Origin of the sequence: Paenarthrobacter sp. NyZ202 (assembly GCF_049860755.1) — a bacterium.
Classification (GTDB): domain Bacteria; phylum Actinomycetota; class Actinomycetes; order Actinomycetales; family Micrococcaceae; genus Arthrobacter.
Genome location: NZ_CP187556.1, coordinates 1,685,282 through 1,705,435 on the forward strand (window position 1 = coordinate 1,685,282; position 20,154 = coordinate 1,705,435).

At 63.7% G+C, this 20,154-nt stretch carries 18 protein-coding genes; 15 read left to right on the forward strand and 3 right to left on the reverse strand.

All coding sequences use genetic code 11. The annotated features are described in order from the left end of the window. Positions 1-13: 13 nt before the first annotated feature. From ACPFL9_RS07830 to ACPFL9_RS07850, 5 genes are all read left to right on the forward strand, one after another. A complete protein-coding gene (locus ACPFL9_RS07830; RefSeq protein WP_426006842.1) occupies positions 14-1,705 on the forward strand; it encodes a ribonuclease J in 1,692 nt (563 codons plus the stop codon). 76 nt (positions 1,706-1,781) lie between these two features. Beyond that, a complete protein-coding gene (locus tag ACPFL9_RS07835; protein ID WP_426006844.1) occupies positions 1,782-4,628 on the forward strand; it encodes a DNA translocase FtsK in 2,847 nt (948 codons plus the stop codon). A gap of 38 nt (positions 4,629-4,666) precedes the next feature. After that, on the forward strand, positions 4,667-5,269 hold the full coding sequence (gene pgsA / locus ACPFL9_RS07840; RefSeq protein ID WP_426006846.1) for a CDP-diacylglycerol--glycerol-3-phosphate 3-phosphatidyltransferase: 603 nt from the start codon (positions 4,667-4,669) through the stop codon (positions 5,267-5,269). Continuing rightward, on the forward strand, positions 5,266-5,781 hold the full coding sequence (locus ACPFL9_RS07845) for a CinA family protein (protein ID WP_426006848.1): 516 nt from the start codon (positions 5,266-5,268) through the stop codon (positions 5,779-5,781). The genes pgsA and ACPFL9_RS07845 overlap by 4 nt, the downstream gene beginning before the upstream one ends. Before the next feature lie 139 nt (positions 5,782-5,920). Beyond that, complete coding sequence (locus ACPFL9_RS07850) at positions 5,921-6,355, forward strand: helix-turn-helix domain-containing protein (RefSeq protein ID WP_223936578.1); 435 nt, start codon at positions 5,921-5,923, stop codon at positions 6,353-6,355. A 131-nt stretch (positions 6,356-6,486) separates the two neighbouring features. On the opposite strand, the gene ACPFL9_RS07855 is transcribed toward ACPFL9_RS07850, so the two are convergent. Then, a complete protein-coding gene (locus ACPFL9_RS07855; protein WP_426006849.1) occupies positions 6,487-7,032 on the reverse strand; it encodes a MarR family winged helix-turn-helix transcriptional regulator in 546 nt (181 codons plus the stop codon). A gap of 42 nt (positions 7,033-7,074) precedes the next feature. Here ACPFL9_RS07855 and ACPFL9_RS07860 point away from each other — a divergent pair, with 42 nt between their 5' ends. The 6 genes from ACPFL9_RS07860 to dapF all read left to right on the forward strand — a co-directional run bounded on the left by ACPFL9_RS07860 (position 7,075) and on the right by dapF (position 12,661). Beyond that, complete coding sequence (locus ACPFL9_RS07860) at positions 7,075-7,299, forward strand: DUF3046 domain-containing protein (RefSeq protein WP_426006850.1); 225 nt, start codon at positions 7,075-7,077, stop codon at positions 7,297-7,299. A 305-nt stretch (positions 7,300-7,604) separates the two neighbouring features. Beyond that, on the forward strand, positions 7,605-8,645 hold the full coding sequence (gene recA / locus ACPFL9_RS07865; RefSeq protein ID WP_426006852.1) for a recombinase RecA: 1,041 nt from the start codon (positions 7,605-7,607) through the stop codon (positions 8,643-8,645). After that, complete coding sequence (locus ACPFL9_RS07870; RefSeq protein WP_426006854.1) at positions 8,635-9,177, forward strand: regulatory protein RecX; 543 nt, start codon at positions 8,635-8,637, stop codon at positions 9,175-9,177. The genes recA and ACPFL9_RS07870 overlap by 11 nt, the downstream gene beginning before the upstream one ends. After that, on the forward strand, positions 9,177-10,712 hold the full coding sequence (gene miaB / locus ACPFL9_RS07875; protein ID WP_426006856.1) for a tRNA (N6-isopentenyl adenosine(37)-C2)-methylthiotransferase MiaB: 1,536 nt from the start codon (positions 9,177-9,179) through the stop codon (positions 10,710-10,712). Before ACPFL9_RS07870 ends, miaB begins: the two co-directional genes overlap by 1 nt. Before the next feature lie 19 nt (positions 10,713-10,731). Then, positions 10,732-11,655 (forward strand): tRNA (adenosine(37)-N6)-dimethylallyltransferase MiaA, encoded by a 924-nt coding sequence (miaA, locus tag ACPFL9_RS07880; RefSeq protein WP_426006858.1) that lies wholly within the window; start codon positions 10,732-10,734, stop codon positions 11,653-11,655. Positions 11,656-11,692: 37 nt separating this feature from the next. Then, complete coding sequence (dapF, locus tag ACPFL9_RS07885; protein WP_426006860.1) at positions 11,693-12,661, forward strand: diaminopimelate epimerase; 969 nt, start codon at positions 11,693-11,695, stop codon at positions 12,659-12,661. On the opposite strand, the gene ACPFL9_RS07890 is transcribed toward dapF, so the two are convergent. Further along, a complete protein-coding gene (locus ACPFL9_RS07890) occupies positions 12,642-13,256 on the reverse strand; it encodes a class I SAM-dependent methyltransferase (RefSeq protein WP_426006862.1) in 615 nt (204 codons plus the stop codon). The two genes, dapF and ACPFL9_RS07890, sit on opposite strands and share 20 nt — an antisense overlap. 567 nt (positions 13,257-13,823) lie before the next feature. On the opposite strand from ACPFL9_RS07890, the gene hflX reads away from it, so the two are divergent. Next, positions 13,824-15,386: a GTPase HflX gene (hflX, locus tag ACPFL9_RS07895; RefSeq protein ID WP_426006864.1), complete on the forward strand. Its 1,563-nt coding sequence runs from the start codon at positions 13,824-13,826 to the stop codon at positions 15,384-15,386. Further along, positions 15,379-17,442 (forward strand): ATP-dependent DNA helicase, encoded by a 2,064-nt coding sequence (locus ACPFL9_RS07900; RefSeq protein WP_426006866.1) that lies wholly within the window; start codon positions 15,379-15,381, stop codon positions 17,440-17,442. The genes hflX and ACPFL9_RS07900 overlap by 8 nt, the downstream gene beginning before the upstream one ends. Before the next feature lie 51 nt (positions 17,443-17,493). Here the strand turns inward: ACPFL9_RS07900 and lexA are convergent, their stop codons facing one another. Further along, positions 17,494-18,240, reverse strand: coding sequence for a transcriptional repressor LexA (gene lexA / locus ACPFL9_RS07905; RefSeq protein ID WP_426007512.1), 747 nt, complete (start codon positions 18,238-18,240; stop codon positions 17,494-17,496). A gap of 348 nt (positions 18,241-18,588) precedes the next feature. Between lexA and ACPFL9_RS07910 the strand changes: the two genes are divergently transcribed. Continuing rightward, the gene (locus ACPFL9_RS07910) at positions 18,589-18,948 is read left to right on the forward strand and encodes a LysM peptidoglycan-binding domain-containing protein (RefSeq protein WP_426006868.1); all 360 of its coding nucleotides are present in this window, start codon (positions 18,589-18,591) and stop codon (positions 18,946-18,948) included. Between the two features lie 57 nt (positions 18,949-19,005). Next, a complete protein-coding gene (locus tag ACPFL9_RS07915) occupies positions 19,006-20,103 on the forward strand; it encodes a histidinol-phosphate transaminase (RefSeq protein WP_426006869.1) in 1,098 nt (365 codons plus the stop codon). Positions 20,104-20,154: the final 51 nt, after the last annotated feature.

The window sequence follows — 20,154 nt, forward strand, 5'->3', positions numbered from 1 at the left end:
AAAGAAGCATAATATGACCCAAACCGCCCTTCCCGGCCTGGTTACGCCCCCCAAACTGCCGAACGGAACCCTGCGGATCGTTCCGCTCGGCGGGCTGGGGGAGATCGGCCGCAACATGGCGGTCTTCGAGATCGGCGGCAAGCTGCTGGTTGTTGACTGCGGCGTGCTTTTCCCTGAGGAAACGCAGCCGGGCGTCGACCTCATCCTGCCCGATTTCTCCTATATCGAGGACCGCCTGGACGATGTGGTCGGTGTCGTGCTGACCCACGGCCACGAAGACCACATCGGCGCAGTACCGTATTTGCTGCGCCTCAAGCAGGACATTCCCCTGATCGGCTCCCAGCTGACCCTGGCGCTTGTTGAAGCCAAGCTGCAGGAACACCGGATCAAGCCCTACACGCTGACCGTCACCGAGGGCCAGGTGGAACAGTTCGGTCCGTTCGAATGTGAATTCGTGGCCGTCAACCACTCCATACCGGATGCCCTGGCTGTCTTCATCCGGACGGAGGGCGGGACAGTCCTCCACACCGGCGACTTCAAGATGGACCAGTTGCCACTGGACGGCCGCATCACCGACCTCCGGCATTTTGCCCGCCTCGGAGAAGAGGGCGTGGACCTCTTCATGGCGGACTCCACCAACGCCGATGTCCCGGGTTTCACCACGGCCGAAAAGGAAATCGGTCCCACACTGGACCGGTTGTTCGCCACGGCCAAAAAGCGCCTGATCGTCGCTTCCTTCTCCTCTCACGTCCACCGGGTCCAGCAGGTCCTCGACGCAGCGTCCAAGCACGGCCGTTACGTAGCTTTCGTGGGCCGTTCCATGGTGCGCAACATGGCCATCGCCGCGAAGCTTGGCTACCTGGACGTTCCCGACGGCATCCTGGTGGACATCAAGAACATCGATGACCTGCCCGACGACCGTGTTGTCCTGATGTCCACAGGTTCGCAGGGCGAACCCATGGCTGCCCTGTCACGGATGGCCAACGGAGACCACCGGGTGGTGGTGGGCCCGGGTGACACCGTCATCCTGGCGTCCAGCCTCATCCCGGGCAACGAGAACGCCGTCTTCCGCATCATTAACGGCCTTCTCAAGCTCGGCGCCGAGGTCATCCACAAAGGCACGGCCAAGGTCCACGTTTCCGGCCACGCAGCGGCCGGTGAGCTGCTGTACTGCTACAACATCCTGAAGCCGCTCAATGCCATGCCGGTTCACGGTGAAACGCGTCACCTGATAGCCAACGGCAATATCGCCCGGGAATCGGGAGTGGCGTCTGAAGGAATCATCCTTAGCGACAACGGCAGCGTGATCGACCTCAAGGACCACAAGGCCAGGATCGTTGGCCAGGTGGAAGTTGGCTTTGTCTATGTGGATGGCTCCAGCGTGGGCGAAATCACCGACGCGGACCTCAAGGACCGGCGCATCCTGGGCGACGAGGGCTTCATCTCGGTGATCACGGTGATCAACCGCACTACCGGGAAGATTGTTTCCGGCCCGGAAATCCATGCCCGGGGCGTAGCGGAGGATGACGCCGTCTTCGACGAAATCATCCCCAAGATCAACGCGGCGTTGGAAGAAGCCGTCCTCAACCACACGGACCACACCAACCACCAGTTGCAGCAAGTGGTGCGGAGGGTCATCGGAACCTGGGTGAACCGGAAACTTCGCCGGCGGCCCATGATCATCCCCGTCGTGCTGGAGGCTTAGCGCTCCGGCAACATGCATACCCCAAGGGGGCCTGAAATCCGCTGGTTTCAGGCCCCCTTGGGGTAGCGTGGCAGATATGGCGACCCGTACTTCATCCACGCCACGAGGCAGCTCAAGCAGTAAATCCGGCACCTCGGGCCGGGGCACCGCTGCATCCAAAAGTGCGTCGGCAGCAAAGGGCGGCAGGGGCAGCTCACCGCGCGCCAGGCAAACAGCCGATGTCCAGGCTCCGCTGCCGTTGCGCATGGTGTCCGGTGCCTGGCAGGGCGTGGGCCACGTCGTCGGAGCCGGCGTCCGCCGGATCGGCCATGATGTCAGCGACCTCGACCCAGCGGACCGCAGGGACGGCGCCGCCCTCTTCAACCTTGTGCTGGGCATCGCCATTGCCACCTTCGCCTGGTGGGGCCTGACCGGATGGCTTCCCGACATCGTCTACAGCGTGGTCAACGGCACCTTCGGCTGGATGACGCTGCTGCTGCCGCTCATGCTCTTTGTCTGCGCCTTCCGCCTCTTCCGAAAGCCGCAGGATGGGCGCGGCAACAACCGCGTTGGCATTGGCTTCATGATCATGACCCTCGCCGGATCGGGACTGGCTCACATCATTGGTGGACAGCCCACGGTGTCTGAAGGCTTCGATGGCTTGCGCCGCGCAGGTGGCATGCTCGGTTTCCTGGCCGCCTCGCCCCTTGCAGCCATCCACGCGGCCGTTCCGGTTCTGCTGTACAGCCTTTTGGCTTTCGTGTCCCTGCTGATCGTGACGGCGACCCCGTTCGGTGCCATCCCGTCCCGCATCCGCGCCGCCTACGACCACCTCATGGGAGTGGATCTCGAGGAAGCCCGTGCCGACGCCCATGACCGCAGCTATCTGTACGGGGATGAACCGGCGGCCAAGTCCCGCAAAAAGAAGCGCATGCGGCTCTTCGGCAAGGACGGGGAGACCGAAGCAGGGCTGGAAGGCTATGTTGGCGACGAAGCCTTTGAGCATGCCTTGGTGGACGACGACGAGTCCTCTGCCGCGTCCGCGCCCCGCGTCCCGCCCGGCGTGCGCCGGCCTACGCAGGCCGAGATCGCCGTCGGGAAGATCAAGGCCGCCCAGGGCCTTGCAGCCGCTCCCGGCCTGGACAATCCCACGGAAGCGATTCCGGTGCTCACGCCGGATACTGTGGCCCAGCCGGCAGCCCAGGTGCCTGCCCGGCCTGCCACGCCGCCGCCTCCGCCCACCCCGATCCCGCAGCGGACAGAACAGCTGTCGTTGGCCGGCGATGTCACGTACACCCTGCCCGCCTCCGACTTCCTGACACCCGGGTCCATTCCCAAGGAGCGCACCGAGGCCAACGACGCCGTCGTGGCCGCGCTGACGGACACCTTGACGCAGTTCAACGTCGACGCCACCGTGACGGGCTTCAGCCGAGGTCCTACGGTCACGCGCTACGAGATCGAGTTGTCGCCCGGCACCAAGGTCGAACGTGTCACGGCACTGTCCAAGAACATCTCCTACGCCGTCGCTTCAAGCGATGTCCGCATCCTGAGCCCCATCCCGGGCAAGTCTGCGATCGGCATCGAGATCCCCAACACGGACCGCGAAACCGTCTCGCTGGGCGACGTCCTCCGGAGCCAGAACGCCCGCCGTACGGACCATCCGATGGTCATGGGCGTGGGCAAGGACGTCGAGGGCGGCTACGTGGTGGCCAACCTCGCCAAGATGCCCCACCTCCTGGTGGCAGGTGCCACGGGCGCCGGTAAGTCGAGTTTCGTGAACTCGATGATCACCTCCCTGCTGATGCGGGCCACGCCTGACGAAGTCCGCATGGTCATGGTGGACCCCAAGCGGGTTGAACTCACGGCGTACGAGGGCGTTCCGCACCTCATCACTCCCATCATCACCAACCCCAAGAAAGCCGCCGAGGCGCTCCAATGGGTGGTTCGGGAGATGGATGCCCGCTACGACGACCTCGCCAACTACGGCTACAAGCACATTGACGACTTCAACAAGGCCGTCCGGGCCGGCAAGGTCACGCCACCGGTCGACTCCAAGCGGGTCATCAAGCCCTATCCATATCTCCTGGTGATCGTGGACGAACTCGCCGATCTCATGATGGTGGCCCCACGCGACGTCGAAGATTCCATCGTCCGCATCACGCAGCTGGCCCGCGCCGCCGGCATCCACCTGGTGCTGGCAACCCAGCGTCCGTCCGTGGACGTCGTGACGGGCCTGATCAAGGCCAACGTGCCCTCCCGCATGGCCTTCGCCACCTCGTCCGTCACGGACTCACGGGTTGTGCTGGACCAGCCGGGAGCCGAGAAGCTTATCGGCCAGGGTGACGCCCTCTTCCTGCCGATGGGCGCTTCCAAGGCCATGCGCGTCCAGGGCGCCTGGGTTTCCGAGTCGGAAATCCATAAGGTCGTGGAGCACGTCAAAGGCCAGCTGCAGGCGGTCTACCGCGACGACGTCGCTGCGGACGCGCCCAAGAAGCAGATCGACGACGACATTGGTGACGACCTCGAGGTCCTGCTCCAGGCCACTGAGCTGGTGGTCACTACGCAGTTCGGCTCAACCTCCATGCTGCAGCGCAAGCTCCGCGTCGGTTTTGCGAAGGCAGGCCGCCTGATGGACCTGCTGGAGTCCCGCGGGGTGGTGGGACCCTCCGAGGGTTCCAAGGCCCGCGACGTCCTGGTGAAGCCGGATGATCTTGCCGCGGTCCTGGCCGCCATGAAGGGACAGGAAGCGCCGGCCGCGCCGGATGCCCACACCGCGGCGCTCAGCGATAACGCAAACTCGAACATCGGCGTCGGCGGTTATGCCGAGGACGTCGTCGCCGCAGACCTCGACAACCGGACCCAGGCCACCGACTACTACGACGACGCTGACGGACGCAAGGACGATGACGACGGTGAGGATGCCTGGTCGCTCACCGGCAGGTGACTTTCAGGAGGGACACCGTCAGACGGTAGCCTAGAGGAGTGACTACAGCCGAGGGTGACAACGCCACTTCCAGCAGCTCCGACGTCTGGAACCTGCCGAACATCCTCACGATGCTCCGCATCGTCCTTGTTCCGTTTTTCGTATGGTTCCTGCTGGCCGACAACGGCCAGGACGGTCTCTGGCGCTGGGCGGCAGTGGTTGCCTTCGCGGTGGCGATCTACACGGACAAGCTCGACGGCGACATCGCCCGGGCGCGTGGCCTCATCACCAATTTCGGGAAGATCGCCGATCCCATCGCCGACAAGCTGCTTATTGGCTCGGCACTCGTCCTGCTGTCCTTCCTGGGCGAGCTCCCGTGGTGGGTCACCATCCTCATCCTTGCCCGTGAGTGGGGCATTACCGCCCTGCGCTTCTTCGTGATCCGTTACGGCGTCATGCCGGCGTCCCGCGGCGGGAAGCTGAAGACCGTGGTCCAGACCGTTGCCATCTTCCTTTACATCATGCCTTTGGAAGCCATGGCTCCATGGCTGGTTATCGTTGCCTTCTGCGTCATGATGCTGGCGTTGGCGATCACGTTGTGGACCGGAGTGGAGTACGTGGTCCAGGCGCTCAAGCTCCGGGCTGCCGGACGCCGCGCATGAGCGGCCTCCCGGGAGCGGAACCGCCTGCTGCCCAAACAGCGACGGCGGCCGTCGCCTTGGCCCTGGGAAAGCACCTGACGGTTGCCACGGCCGAGTCGCTGACAGCCGGCATGGTCGCGGCGGCCCTGGCCGGCACGCCAGGGGCATCCGGGATGCTGCAGGGCGGAGTGGTGGCCTACCAGAACTCCGTCAAGGCCGATGTCCTTGGAGTGTCCCGCACGCTGCTCGATGCCGTTGGTTCCGTGGACGGGGGAGTGGCGGCAGCCATGGCGGAGGGCGCCCGGCGGGCCTGCGGGGCTGACATAGGAATTTCCACGACCGGCGTGGCAGGACCCGAACCCCACGACGGCAAGAAGGTGGGCACGGTCTTCATCGGAGTGGCTGCACCGGAAGGAGCGGAAGCGTTTGAATACGCATTTTCGGGGGACAGGCAAAGTATCAGGGAACAAGCCTGCAGCAGCGCACTGGCGCGGCTGCTCGATACGTTGGAGGGCCTTGGTTACCGTGCGTAAAGCAACCGGGAACAAAAACTCATTGCCAATAGTTGTGTCATTGTGTCGCTTCGGAAAGGCCGGGGCGCCTAGGATGTAGAAACCGACCCGGTCCCGCCAGCCAGCGGACCGGAACTAATGAGGGAGCAAGGCGATACAGATGGTAAAGCAGCCCGTATCCGTAAACGGCGTGGTCCGCTGGAAGGATGTGGGCTTGGCTGATCAGGCACAGAGCGAACAGAAGGAGCGCAAAATGGTCGTACTACGCCACGAAATCGGTGATGTACTGCGCGATGTCCGCCAGCGTCAGGGCCGCACGCTTCGCGAGGTATCGCACAGCGCCCGTGTCTCGCTCGGATACTTGAGTGAGGTTGAACGCGGCCAGAAGGAAGCTTCCTCCGAGCTTCTTTCCTCAATCTGCACCGCCTTGGACGTTCCGCTGTCCAGCATGCTGCGCGAGGTCAGCGACCGCGTTGCAGTTGCTGAAGGTGTTGCTGTTCCGGACACCGTGCCGCAGGAGTTCTCGCAGCGCTACGGTCGTGATCTTGACCTCACCGATGACTTCCCGCAGGGCATGCTCTCCGGAGCCCGCTAGGAGTCCACGCACCAGACCAATGGAAAAGGTCCCTGGCCGCAAGGTCAGGGACCTTTTTGTGTGTGGTGTCGGGGCTGACCCACCCGGGGCGTGGCGGGGCTGGGCAGATGGTCTTCCAGGTGTATCCCGGGTCAGGCTGCAGTGTCCCCGGGATTGGCAGCCTCGTTGTCCTTGAAGGGTGCGTCCTTCATCAGGCCGTCACCATAGACGGCGTTCAGGCGCCCCATGTACTCAGCCAGGGCCTGGACGTCTTCCAGCGGCCACTCGCCCAGCCGTTCCCTGAAAACCTGTCGGCGTGCGTCCTGGACCTGATGCATCTTTTCCTCGCCCTTTTCCGTCAGGCGGATCGATTGTGCCCTCCCGTCCTGAGGGTCTGCCTCCTTGTAGACCAGTCCGATGCTCTCGAGGAAAGCGATCTGGCGGCTGACGGAAGGCTTGCCAACACCGATACAAGAGGCAAGGTCGGTCAGGCGGATGGGACCTTCCCTGCGGATGATGGTCAGCAGTCCATAGGCGGCCGGTTCCATGTCCGGGTGTACCTGCCGGGACAGCTGGTGGGAGATCGAGCGCGCGCGGCGCCAGAGCAGGCTCAGCTGGTGTTCCACCTGCTGGAGGGCGTCATCAACGTCGTCGCCCGGCACGCCGGGCGCCTGCGTGCTCTGGTGGGGATTGCTCATGGCAACCATTCTAGAGTCCGCAGGGCATGAGAGACTCTATCCGTGAGGGCAAGTGACTTTTGGCGTTTGATGGACGATGAATTCGGTGCCGGCTACTCCCGTGTCCTTGCATCGTCCCTGGTGCTGGCGGGCGTTGGCGGCCGGACCGCGGTGGATGCCCTCGCCGCCGGTTTCGATCCCAGGGATGTTTGGCTGGCACTTTGCGATGTCCAGGACGTTCCTCCGGAGCGTCGGCTCGGGAGGGACATCAAGCCCTCCGCCAGCTAGCGAAGGCCGGCCCATCGGCATTGGTTCCGGCAAAGGGATCGTGGATTGCCGGCACGGCGGTTCCGTGACGCGGCGGTTCCGTGACACGCCGTGACGTTGTTCGAATATCTGTTCGGATGGGGATATGCTCCTCACAGAGGAAAAATGATCCTGGACGACGCATTCCAAGGCATCCGGCGGCCGCTGTTATCCACATAGCCAACACCGGCACCTAAAAATGTCAGGGCGCAGTAATAGCGTCTGAGGTGACAGGAAAGCGGCCGTTCAGGCCACTCCACAGCGAGAAAGCATCAGAGGTGTGAACCATGGCGGCAACCCCGGATCGTGAGAAGGCGCTCGAGGCAGCGCTGGCCCAGATCGACAAGCAGTTCGGTAAAGGCTCCATCATGCGGCTGGGTGATGACACCCGCGCACCGATCGAGGTCATCCCCACAGGATCCATCGCCTTGGATGTCGCCTTGGGCATCGGCGGACTTCCCCGCGGCCGCGTCGTGGAAATCTACGGCCCTGAATCCTCTGGTAAGACCACGGTTGCCCTGCACGCGGTGGCTAACGCACAGCGAAATGGAGGCATCGCAGCCTTCATCGACGCCGAACACGCGCTTGACCCGGACTACGCCGCCAAGCTCGGGGTGGACACGGACGCGCTCCTGGTGTCCCAGCCGGATACGGGTGAACAGGCGCTGGAGATCATGGACATGCTGGTCGGCTCCGGCTCCCTGGATATCATCGTCATCGACTCCGTGGCAGCCCTGGTTCCACGCGCCGAAATCGAAGGCGAAATGGGCGACTCCCACGTCGGTCTCCAGGCACGACTCATGAGCCAGGCCCTGCGAAAGATCACCGGCCGGCTGAGCCAAACCAAGACCACGGCCATCTTCATCAACCAGCTACGCGAGAAGATCGGTGTCTTCTTCGGTTCACCGGAAACAACTACCGGTGGCAAGGCCTTGAAGTTCTACGCGTCAGTGCGTATCGATGTCCGGCGTATCCAAACGCTGAAGGAAGGTGCTGACTCTGTCGGCAACCGGACCAAGGCCAAGATCGTCAAGAACAAGATGGCCCCTCCCTTCAAGCTGGCCGAGTTCGACATCATCTACGGGCAGGGCATCTCCCGCGAGGGCGGCATCATTGACATGGGTGTGGAGCACGGCATCATCAAGAAGTCCGGTTCCTGGTTCACCTATGATGGCGATCAACTGGGCCAGGGCATGGAGAACTCCCGTCGCTTCCTGCGGGATAACCCGGAGCTCGCCCAGGAACTTGAGCGCCTCATCAAGGAGAAGCTCGGTGTCGGCGTCAAGCCTGAGGAAGATTCACCCAAGCTGAAGGCCGTTGACGGCTAGGCGTGGGCCGGACCCGGACTCCTCCGTTGCCGGTGATCCTGAGCCCGACCCGGAGTCCATCGCGCGCGCCATCGTCCTGAGACAGTTGACGATGGCGCCGCGCAGCCGGCTGCAGCTGTCCCGGAAGCTGGCTGAACGTCATGTCCCGGAGCACGTGGCGGAAGCAGTCCTTGACCGCTTCGAAGAAGTCCAGCTGATTGATGATGCAGAGTTTGCCCGGATGTGGGTCCGAAGCCGCTCCCAGACCAGGAAGTTGGCCAAGGGGGCACTCCGTCGTGAGCTTGCAGACAAAGGCATTGAGCCGGAGGACGCAGAAGACGCATTGGCCCAGGTGTCCGACCAGGACGAGGAAGCGGCCGCCAGGGACCTGGTGGAGCGCAAGCTGCGGCCGGGGCTGGATCTGTCTGACCGGGCAGAACGGGACAAGCAAACGCGCAGGTTGGCATCCATGCTGGCCCGCAAGGGATACGCGCCCTCCATGGCGTTCAGGATCGTAGGAGAGGTGCTGGCGGAAGCCGGTACCCTTGAGTAGTGAGTTTGACCATTCCTTCCCCTTCAGCAGCAGAACCCGTTCAGCCTTCATCCGGGCCGCGTACCTATCAGGTCCGGACGTTCGGTTGCCAGATGAACGTCCACGATTCCGAGCGCATGGCCGGATTGCTGGAAGAAGCCGGTTACATCCCTGCTGAAGGTGAGCTGGCTGACGTCGTTGTCTTCAATACCTGCGCCGTCCGTGAAAACGCCGACAACAAGCTTTACGGCAACCTGGGCCAGCTGAGGCAGGTGAAGGCTGCCAACCCGGGCATGCAGATTGCGGTAGGCGGTTGCCTGGCACAGAAGGACCGGGACACGATCGTCCGCAAGGCGCCCTGGGTCGATGCAGTGTTTGGCACGCACAATGTTGGTGCCCTCCCGGCGCTGCTTAACCGCGCGAGGCACAACAACGAGGCCCAGCTGGAAATCCTGGAGTCGCTGGATGTCTTTCCTTCAACACTCCCCACCAAGCGAGACTCCGTCTACTCGGGTTGGGTTTCGATCTCGGTAGGATGCAACAACACCTGCACGTTCTGCATCGTCCCCTCGCTCCGCGGCAAGGAGAAGGACAGGCGACCGGGCGAGATCCTGGCCGAAATCCAGGCCCTCGTTGACGACGGCGCTGTGGAAGTCACGCTCCTGGGCCAGAACGTCAACTCCTACGGGGTGGAGTTCGGCGACCGCCAGGCATTCTCCAAACTGCTCCGCGCCTGCGGCGACATCCAAGGCCTGGAACGCGTTCGCTTCACCAGCCCCCACCCTGCTGCCTTCACGGACGACGTCATCGACGCCATGGCGGAAACGCGCAACGTGATGCCGCAACTGCACATGCCGCTGCAGTCCGGCTCGGACAAGGTCCTCAAGGACATGCGCCGCTCGTACCGGTCCAGCCGGTTCCTCGGCATCCTGGACAAAGTGCGGGAGCGCATCCCCAACGCTGCCATTACCACCGACATCATCGTCGGGTTCCCGGGAGAGACCGAAGAAGACTTCCAGGCGACCCTGGACGTCGTCGGGAAATCACGGTTCTCCTCGGCGTTTACCTTCCAGTATTCAAAGCGTCCCGGAACCCCGGCAGCCGACCTTCCGGACCAGCTGCCCAAGGCCGTGGTGCAGGAGCGTTTCGAACGCTTGACGGCCCTTCAGGACCGCATCGCTGCTGAGGAGAACGCCAGGCAACTCGGCCAGGAGGTGGAGATTCTGGTGACCGCCCAGTCCGGCCGGAAAGCGGGGGAGACCCACAGGCTGTCGGGCCGGTCCAAGGACCAGCGCCTGGTGCATTTTTCGGTGCCGGAAGGAGCCGCGACACCCCGTCCAGGTGATTTCGTGACGGTGACCATCACTGAAGCCGCAGCTTTCCACCTCATTGCCGACCCTGCAGGCCCGGCGGAGTATCACCTGCGGAGGTCCCGCGCCGGAGACGCGTGGGACCGTGCCCAGGCGGAGACGTGTGGGGTGCCCGCCCCAGGTGCCGGTGCCGGGAAGACGGGCGTATCCCTCGGGATGCCGTCGCTGCCTGCCCGCCGCGCCTGAGCGGCGGCGGGGACACTCCATGGCTCCACCGACCCCACGGCCGCTCCATCCGCCCGTAATCGCCATTGTTGGGCCCACGGGTTCAGGCAAGTCAGACCTGGGAGTCCAGCTTGCACGTGCTCTTGGCGGGGAGGTCATCAACGGTGATGCGCTTCAGTTCTACCGCGGCATGGACATCGGCACGGCCAAGATCACCGAGGCCGAGCGGGAAGGCGTGCCGCACCACCTTCTGGACATCATGGATGTCACGGAGGAAGCCAGCGTGGCTGCCTTTCAGGATCAGTGCCGCGCGGCCATCCGGGACATCCATTCGAGGGGAAAACGGGCGATTTTGGTGGGCGGCTCAGGGCTCTACATCCGGGCTGCCCTTGACGTGCTGGAATTTCCGGGAACGGACCCGGTGCTGAGGAAGCAATTGGAGGACCAGCTCACCATCCACGGCCTTGCGTTCCTCCAGGCCCGGCTGGCGGGCGTTGACCCGGTGTCTGCTGCACGTCTCACCGACGCCCGGCGTGTCATCCGCGCGTTGGAAGTCCACGAACTCACCGGCCGGCCGTTCAGTTCGTTCATGCCCCAGCGGGAGTACTTCCAGCCGGCGGTCCAGATTGGGCTGTCCGTGGAACGGGACGAGCTTCGCAGCCGGTTGGCCACCCGCGTGCATCGCATGGTGGATGCCGGATTGCAGGCAGAAGTCGAGCGACTGGACCGGGCGGGACTCCGCAAGGGCAAGACGGCGTCGCGCGCGTTGGGGTATTCGCAGTTCCTGAAAGTCCTGGACGGCACATCCGGCGTTGACCAGGCAGCAGAGGAAACGATCGTGGCTACGAGGCAGTTCGCCAAACGGCAGCTGACGTGGTTCCGTGCGGATCCGCGGATCACCTGGTTGGACTGGAACCTGCCGGACCTCGCCATCCAGGCTGCAGCAGTGGCAGGGAACGGCTGATTTCTGGCCGTACACACCGTGCAGGTAGCCTAGGTTCATGGATCAATCTGCCGCAGTTTCCGCCCAGCAGCCCACGGTTGCAACTGCTTCCCAGCCCGCAGCCAACCTCTCCGGCCTGCGATTCTCCAAGGGGCATGGAACCGGCAACGATTTCGTCCTGATCGCAGATCCCGCTGACAACCACACGATCACCCCGGAACAAGTCGCTCAGTTGTGCGACAGGCACCGGGGAATTGGTGGCGACGGGCTCATCCGTGCCGTTCCGTCCAGGTTCCTGCCGGAGGGCAGGGAACTCTTGGCACAGGATCCTGCCGCCGAGTGGTTCATGGACTACCGCAACGGGGACGGGTCACTGTCGGAGATGTGCGGCAACGGCGTCCGGGTCTTCGTTCATTTCCTGATTGAGGAGGGCCTGGTGGAACTGGCATCCGGCCAGGTCCTCACCATAGGAACCCGCGGAGGCATCAAGAAGATTGTACGGACCGACCACGGTTATGCCGTGGACATGGGCCCTTGGGAGTTCATCTTCCCTGCCGAAGCCACCAGCAAAGCCATGGATGCCTTGGTCAGCGCCGAGGGACTTGAGGTTGCCAGGCCAGGACTGTCGGTGAGCATGGGTAATCCGCACACGGTGGTGGCGCTGGCGGAAATGGCCGAGTTGACCTCCACCCAGCTGTACAAGGCGCCGGTGGTGGATCCCAAGCCCGTCAACGGGACCAATGTGGAGTTCGTTGTCCCCGCAGAACCACTGGTCCACGATGGCGTGGGAACCATCACCATGCGGGTCCACGAACGTGGCGTGGGCGAGACGCAGTCCTGTGGAACAGGTGCATGCGCTGCGGCCGTCGCCATCCGGCATTGGGCGGGCAGCACCGCACCCAACGCCTGGAACGTGAACGTTCCGGGGGGAGTGGTGGGAGTCAAGTTCTTCCCGGGTGAAGACGGCAGGGAACACGTCGAACTGAGTGGCCCCGCTGTGATCGTTGCTACCGGGACGCTTTCCTGACCCGGAGGATCCTGAACGACTTGGACGTGCTTTCCCGGCTGACGCTGAAGGTGTTGTCCAGTTCCGTGGCCAACCACCGTTGCAGCGAGTCTGAGCCAAGGTTCTTCTGAACCACCAGCCATGCACTGCCGCCTGGCGCCAGGCGGGGGAGCCAGGTGAGCAGCAAGGTGTGGAGTTCGGCTTTCCCGATGCGGATGGGCGGATTGGACCAGATAGTGTCGAACTCGACGGCGGGATCCACCTCATGCGGCAGGCTTGCCTTGACATTCGGCAGGCCCAGCGACTGCGCATTCTCGTTGGTCAGAACGATGCATCTCTCGTTGACGTCCACGGCATGGACCTGCGCAGAGGGCGCCATCAGCCCCATGGTGAGGGCAATCGGGCCCCACCCGCACCCAATGTCCAGCAGGTTGCCCTGCGGGGAGGGCGGGGGAACCTCTGCGAGCAGTATTGCAGTTCCTTTGTCGATCCCGTCGGGGCTGAAGATCCCGGATGAAGTGTGCACGTGGCGGGTCGCTCCGGCCAGTTCCACCGTGAGCGGCTTCCGGATAAAGGGACCGGCCGGTTGGGCGCTGAAATAGTGTGCAGACTCCATAATTTGCCAGCGTAGTTGCCCGTGGGGCCGCTTGGGAAACTGCAAGCACAGAAGGCCAATTTGACACCGGATGATAGTGTTGGATGCATGTTCTTGATCTTTGAGTAACCGGCCGTCCCACCGGCACCGCCCGCGACGCACGCCGTGGCTGATCTGGCTTCAACCGCATCTGCGTTGAACAGCATCAGCCACCGGCGATTCCGCCAGGCAGGATCCATCCGGCTCATCCGCCCACCGCTTTCCATCAAGGACACGGTGCCGCGGTCTCAGTAAAAGATCACCTCTTTCGCACTTTGCCATCGCCCGAATACCGCTACGTTCAGGAAACGGTCGCCGCGTCGGCAGGCTGCCATGAGTTGGCATTTTCCCGGCGCCGGGATGGTCCTCCGCAGCGGACTCCCGCTTGATGAAAAGCACCCGCTTGTTACAGCACGCACGGGGAAACCCGGCTGCCTGTTCAGATCACAGGAGGCCCTTTTGGCCCAATCCCGTCAGCCCAGCGCGAATACTGCCCCACGCGCACGCAATCAGCATTATTCTGGAATAGCCGAACAGTCTAAGGAGACCATGACCACCCAGAACCATTCCGGATCCGATTCCGACGCCCAGGACATGAGTCCTGAACAGATCCAGGCCGTCATCGACCGGATTCTTTCCAAGGATGTCCCCGCGCAGGCATCCGGGGACAACCAGGACAAAGGCGTGTTCGGCAAGGCCCAGGCCATCTCCACCCTTGATGAAGAGCACAGCGTCTACGACGGAGAGCAGGAAGACCTGGCCGAACGTCGCGCACTGCGCCGTGTTGCCGGCCTTTCCACGGAACTCGAAGACGTCACCGAAGTCGAATACCGCCAACTCCGCCTGGAACGGGTGGTCCTCGCCGGTCTCTGGACCGAAGGAACGCTGGCCGATGCGGAGAACTCGCTCCGTGAGCTCGCGGCCCTGGCGGAGACGGCCGGGTCCGAGGTCCTGGACGGGCTTGTCCAGCGGCGCATGAAGCCGGATCCCGGTACGTTCCTTGGTTCCGGCAAGGCGCAGGAGCTCAAGGACATTGTTGCCGCCACCGGCGCTGACACCGTGGTGGTGGACACTGAGTTGTCCCCGTCCCAGCGCCGTGGCCTTGAAGACATCGTCAAAGTCAAGGTCGTGGACCGAACCACCCTGATCCTTGATATCTTCGCCCAGCATGCCAAGAGCCGCGAGGGCAAGGCCCAAGTGGAACTGGCACAGCTGGAATACCTGCTTCCGCGGCTTCGCGGCTGGGGTGAGTCGATGTCTAGGCAGGCCGGTGGCCAGGTGGGCGGCGCCGGCGCCGGCATGGGTTCACGTGGTCCGGGTGAAACCAAGATCGAACTCGACCGCCGCCGCATCCGTACGCGGATGGCCAAGTTGCGTCGGGAGATCGCCGCGATGAAGCCGGCGCGCGAGACCAAGCGGGCCAACCGCCGTCGTCATGCCATTCCGTCCGTTGCGATTGCCGGCTACACCAATGCCGGTAAGTCGTCCCTGCTGAACCGGCTGACTGACGCGGGAGTCCTGGTGGAGAACGCCCTGTTCGCTACCCTTGACCCCACGGTCCGCAGGGCGCAGACGCCCGACGGGATCGGCTACACGCTGGCCGATACTGTGGGCTTCGTCCGGTCGCTGCCTACCCAGTTGGTGGAGGCATTCCGCTCCACGCTGGAGGAAGTTGCCGATGCTGACCTGATCCTCCATGTGGTGGACGCTTCCCATCCGGACCCGGAAGGGCAGATCGCTGCTGTCCGGGCGGTGTTCACGGAAGTCGACGCCCGCAAGGTGCCGGAGATCATCGTCCTGAACAAGGTGGATGTCGCCGATCCCTTCGTCGTGGAGCGTCTGAAGCAGAAAGAGCCCCGTCATGCCGTGGTGTCCACCCGCACAGGGCAGGGCATCGCGGAACTGCTGGAAACGATCAGCCAGGCCATCCCGCGGCCCGGTGTCCGGCTGGACGTGCTCATTCCCTACAACCGCGGCGAGCTGATCAGCAAGCTCCACTCTTCGGACGCGGAAATCCTGAGCCTTGAGCACCAGGAAGACGGCACGCGCGTGGTGGCCATGGTCCGTGAAGGGCTGGCCGCTGAACTGGAGTCATTCGTCACCAATGGTTGAAAAGGTGGCGGCGGACGTCGTCGAGTCGCCGGGGGAGAAGTTCACCCTCGGGTTGCTGGAAAAGGCTGTTGCCGGGATGGGCGGCCAAAGCCGTACCGGGCAGCATGAAATGGCCAAGCACGTGACCCGTGCCATCGAGTCCGGGGAACATCTGTTGGTGCAGGCGGGGACGGGTACGGGTAAGTCACTGGCGTACCTGATTCCGTTGATCGCGCATTCCATGGACAGCAACAAACCCACGCTCGTGTCCACCGCCACCCTGGCCCTGCAGACACAGATTGTTGGCCGGGATCTTCCCCGGCTCCTGGAGACCATTGGCCCTGCCCTGGACCGTCCCGTGAACGTGGCGCTGGTCAAGGGCAGGGCCAACTACGTCTGCCTCCAGAAACTCGAGGGTGGTTTTCCCAGCGAGGAACCGTCCGAAGGCCAGCTCTTTTCGCTGGGCGAGGACACCAGTGTCCCGCACTTCGCGGCGTCTGTGGGTGGGCCGTCGTCGCAGTTGGGCAAGGAAGTGGTGCGCCTGAGGGAGTGGGCGGAGACCACGTCCACCGGTGACAGGGACGAATTGATGCCGGGCGTCACGGACCGGGCCTGGAGGCAGGTGTCCGTCACGTCCATGGAGTGCCTGGGAGCGCAGAAATGCCCCCTGGCAGAAGAATGCTTCAGCGAACAGGCCAGGGCCAGGGCTGCAGAAGCCGACGTCGTGGTAACCAACCATGCGATGCTTGCTGTCAGCGCTTTTGAAGGGCTTGCTGTCCTTCCCGAGTACGACGTCGTGGTGGTGGATGAAGCCCATGAGCTCCAGGACCGCGTGACCGGTGCTGTGTCGGGCCAATTGTCGGTGGCCATGGTGCACGCCGCAGCATCCAGTGCCCGGAAGCACACGGCGATTACCGTGGATGCCCTCAACGCCGCGGCCGATAGGCTGGACCTGGCAATTGCAGGAGTTCCCAACGGCTTGCTGCCGAACGGCCTGAACGATGAACAACTGGACTGCATCGACCAGTTGCGTGATGCTGCGCGTGCCGCGCTCTCGGACTCCAAGCCGGATTCGTCGGGCCAGAACGCGGTCGACGGCGGCAGGCAGCTCGCGCGGTCACGGCTTCTTCTCATCCTGGAACTGTCAGAGCGGCTGCTCGCTGCGAAGGAAAACCGCGAAGTCGTCTGGTTCTCCAGGAACAGTACATTCGATCCGCAGCAGGGTTACTCCCAGCCGGATGAAACCGCCCCCGCCCTGATAAACATCGCTCCCCTCAGCGTGGCAGGAAGGCTCAGGGAAGGGCTTTTCGCAGGCCACACCGTGGTGCTCACCTCCGCCACCTTGGCCATCGGATCCGCATTTGAGCCGGCGGCCGGGGGACTGGGACTTGTGGGCGACGGGGCGCCAAGCTGGACAGGCCTGGATGTTGGATCGCCTTTCGACTATCCAAAGCAGGGTGTGCTCTACGTTGCGCAGCACCTGCCCAAGCCCGGGCGCGGAACCTCCCCGGAAGCGCTCGATGAGCTGGAAGACCTGATCCGGGCATCCGGCGGCGGAGCACTGTGCCTGTTCTCTTCACGGCGGGCGGCAGAGGAAGCAGCTGACGCCATGCGCCTGCGACTCGATGACACCATTCTCTGCCAGGGTGAATCCACCATGGCCGCGCTGGTGAAGCAGTTCGCCGACGAACCGGATACCTGCCTTTTTGGGACCATGTCCCTGTGGCAAGGGGTAGACGTGCCCGGCGGCTCGTGCCGGCTCGTGGTCATTGACCGGATACCTTTCCCCCGTCCGGACGATCCTCTGATGACGGCAAGGTCGCGGGCTGTGGCACAGTCCGGCGGCAATGGCTTCATGGCCGTCTCGGCCACGCATGCCGCGGTTCGTTTGGCGCAGGGCGCCGGTCGGCTGATCCGTTCCACAGGGGACAAGGGGGTTGTCGCGGTCCTGGACCCGCGGCTTTCCACGGAACGCTATGGGGCGTTCCTGCGTGCTGCCCTCCCGCCGTTCTGGGCGACGACGGACAGCAAGGTGGTCCAGGGTGTTCTGCGCAGGCTTAGTGCCTCCACGGGCTGACGCTCCCGGAGCGGGAACAGCCTTGAAGCCGCCGCGGGCGCAGCGCCGAAGCTAGAGCGAGCGGAGAACTGAAACGACCTTGCCCATGATGGTGGCCTGGTCTCCAAGGATGGGTTCGTACTGGGTGTTTTGCGGCAGCAGCCATGTGTGGCCGTCGCGTTGCCTGAAGGTCTTCACGGTAGCTTCGTCGTCCAGCAGCGCCGCCACGATGTCTCCGTTGACGGCGTCGTTCTGGCGCCGCACCACCACCCAGTCACCGTCGCAGATCGCGGCATCGATCATGGAGTCGCCGGCGACCTTGAGCATGAACAGCTCGCCGTGGCCTACCAGCTGCCGGGGAAGTGCGAGGACGTCCTCTACGGTCTGGTCAGCGAGGATCGGACCGCCGGCAGCAATCCGGCCCACCAACGGAACCATGGCGGTGTCGCTCGCGCTGGCGAGTTCCGTGACGGCCAGCCCGCCGGTGGTGCGGAGGGTTGCGGGTGCTTCCACGCCCGGGATCGCGGCGCCACTGTCAAGCGTCAGGGGCATCAGGACTTCCATTGCCCTTGGACGCTTGGGGTCCCGGCGAAGGTACCCGAGTTTCTCCAGCTGGGACAGTTGGTGCGTGACGCTGGACAGGCTTGCCAGGCCGACAGTGTCGCCGATCTCACGCATGCTGGGCGGGTACCCGTTGTCATTGACTGACCGCTGGATGGTTTCCAGGATCTTCTTCTGACGGACGGTCAGGCTTTTGGGACTTTTCTGGGGCTGTTGGCTCCGCAGGGGTGCCCCGCCGCCGTTGGCCTTGGATGCCATGTACGCCATTGCCCTTCCGCTCCGCCCGGCCTCCACAAGGAGGTGCCCGGGGATGGGGGTCCGAAAAATGTCAGACCCTCCTGTTCCACTGGAACAGTGCTTGTTCCTTCAGTCAAACGTAGGTCAGGCGCATGCGTTTATCAAACATTTGTTCTAGCGAGTCTCGACATCGTTCGTTGATAAGTGCTAAAAATGTCATAGCAAGGTTCGAATATGTGTTCTATAAATCCTTGGCTCGCATGGAATGTCCGGACGCTGCGTTCGAACATTGGTTCGGGCCGGGGGGACACAAGAATTGGCAGCCTGTCCGGTATCCGGCCCAGGCAATCGCTTAGAAGGGCTCAGCTCATGTCCGCAGTCACCGCGTTCAGTGATTTCCGCAGTACCCCCGTTCCGGCCCGTATCCGGCTGACCCGGCGCGGCAGGATTGTCTTCTTCGGAATCCCGGCCATGCTGTTGGCAGCAGCCCTCCTGAGCCTGGCCGGTTTCATTACCTCTCCGGCCAAGGCATCGGATTCCCCATCCCAGCTCCAGCCGCCCGTGGCTGTCTCCGTGACAGTCCAGCCCGGCCAATCGCTCTGGGGTATTGCCGGGGCCGCCGCCCCGGACCGCGATCCGCGGGATGTCATCGCCGAGATCATCCAGCTCAACGACCTCCCGGGCGGACGCATCCAGCCGGGCCAGCAGCTCTTCGTTCCCGCCGGCTGAGGTGCTTCCAGCTGTCACAGTTACCGGCGGGTCGCCGCGGCCCCTTAAACTGTGGTGGTGAGTGACCAGCTTGAGCGACTTGACCGCCTTCCCCTCCGGACCAACCTGCGTGGACTGAGCCCCTACGGCGCACCGCAGCTTGACGTCCCCGTCCTGCTCAACGTCAACGAGAACACCCATGGCGTCCCGGCCGACGTGCAGGCAGCCATCACCGAGGCCGTCGCCGCGGCTGCGACCAGCCTCAACCGATACCCGGACCGTGAGTTCACCGAGCTTCGGGTAGCCTTGGCGGAGTACCTCGGGCACGGCCTGTCTGCTGACAACATCTGGGCGGCCAACGGATCCAATGAGGTCCTTCAGCAGATCCTGCAGGCTTTCGGCGGCCCGGGACGCAAAGCACTGAGCTTCCCGCCCACCTATTCCATGTACCCCCTCCTGGCCAGCGGCACGGACACCGAGTACATCAGCGGTATCCGGGGAGAGAACTATGGGCTGGATGCCGCTTCTGCGGCCCGCCAGGTGCTCGAGACCGAAGCCAACATCGTGTTCCTGTGTTCCCCGAACAATCCCACGGGCACCGGCCTTGGCCTGGATGTCGTGGAGGCGGTTTACGAGGCCGGTGAGGCCAGCCAGGCAATCGTGATCGTGGACGAGGCCTATCACGAGTTCGCCCACGACAACACGCCCAGCGCACTGACGCTGCTGCCGGGCCGGGAGCGCCTCATTGTCTCCAGGACCATGAGCAAGGCTTTCGCCCTTGCCGGTGCCCGCATCGGCTACATGGCAGCCGCTCCCGAGGTAACGGATGCCATTCGACTGGTACGCCTGCCGTACCACCTGTCGGCTGTCACCCAGGCCACGGCCCTGGCCGCTCTGCACCACCGGGAAGCCCTCATGGCTGATGTGGAGGACATCAAAGTCCAGCGCGACCGGATTGTCACGGAACTCCTTCGCCTGGGCTTGAAGCCGGCCGCGTCGGACTCCAACTATGTCTTCTTCGGCGGCCTGGAAAACCCGCATGCCATCTGGCAGGGCTTGCTGGATGCCGGTGTGCTCATTCGTGATGTCGGCATCCCGGGGCACCTGCGCGTCACGGCGGGAACCGAGAAGGAAACCACAGCCTTCCTGGAAGCGCTGGAAGCACTGCTGGCCTGAGCCGGCCCGCCGGCCAACTAAACTTGTTACCAGAACCCACCCGAAACTTGT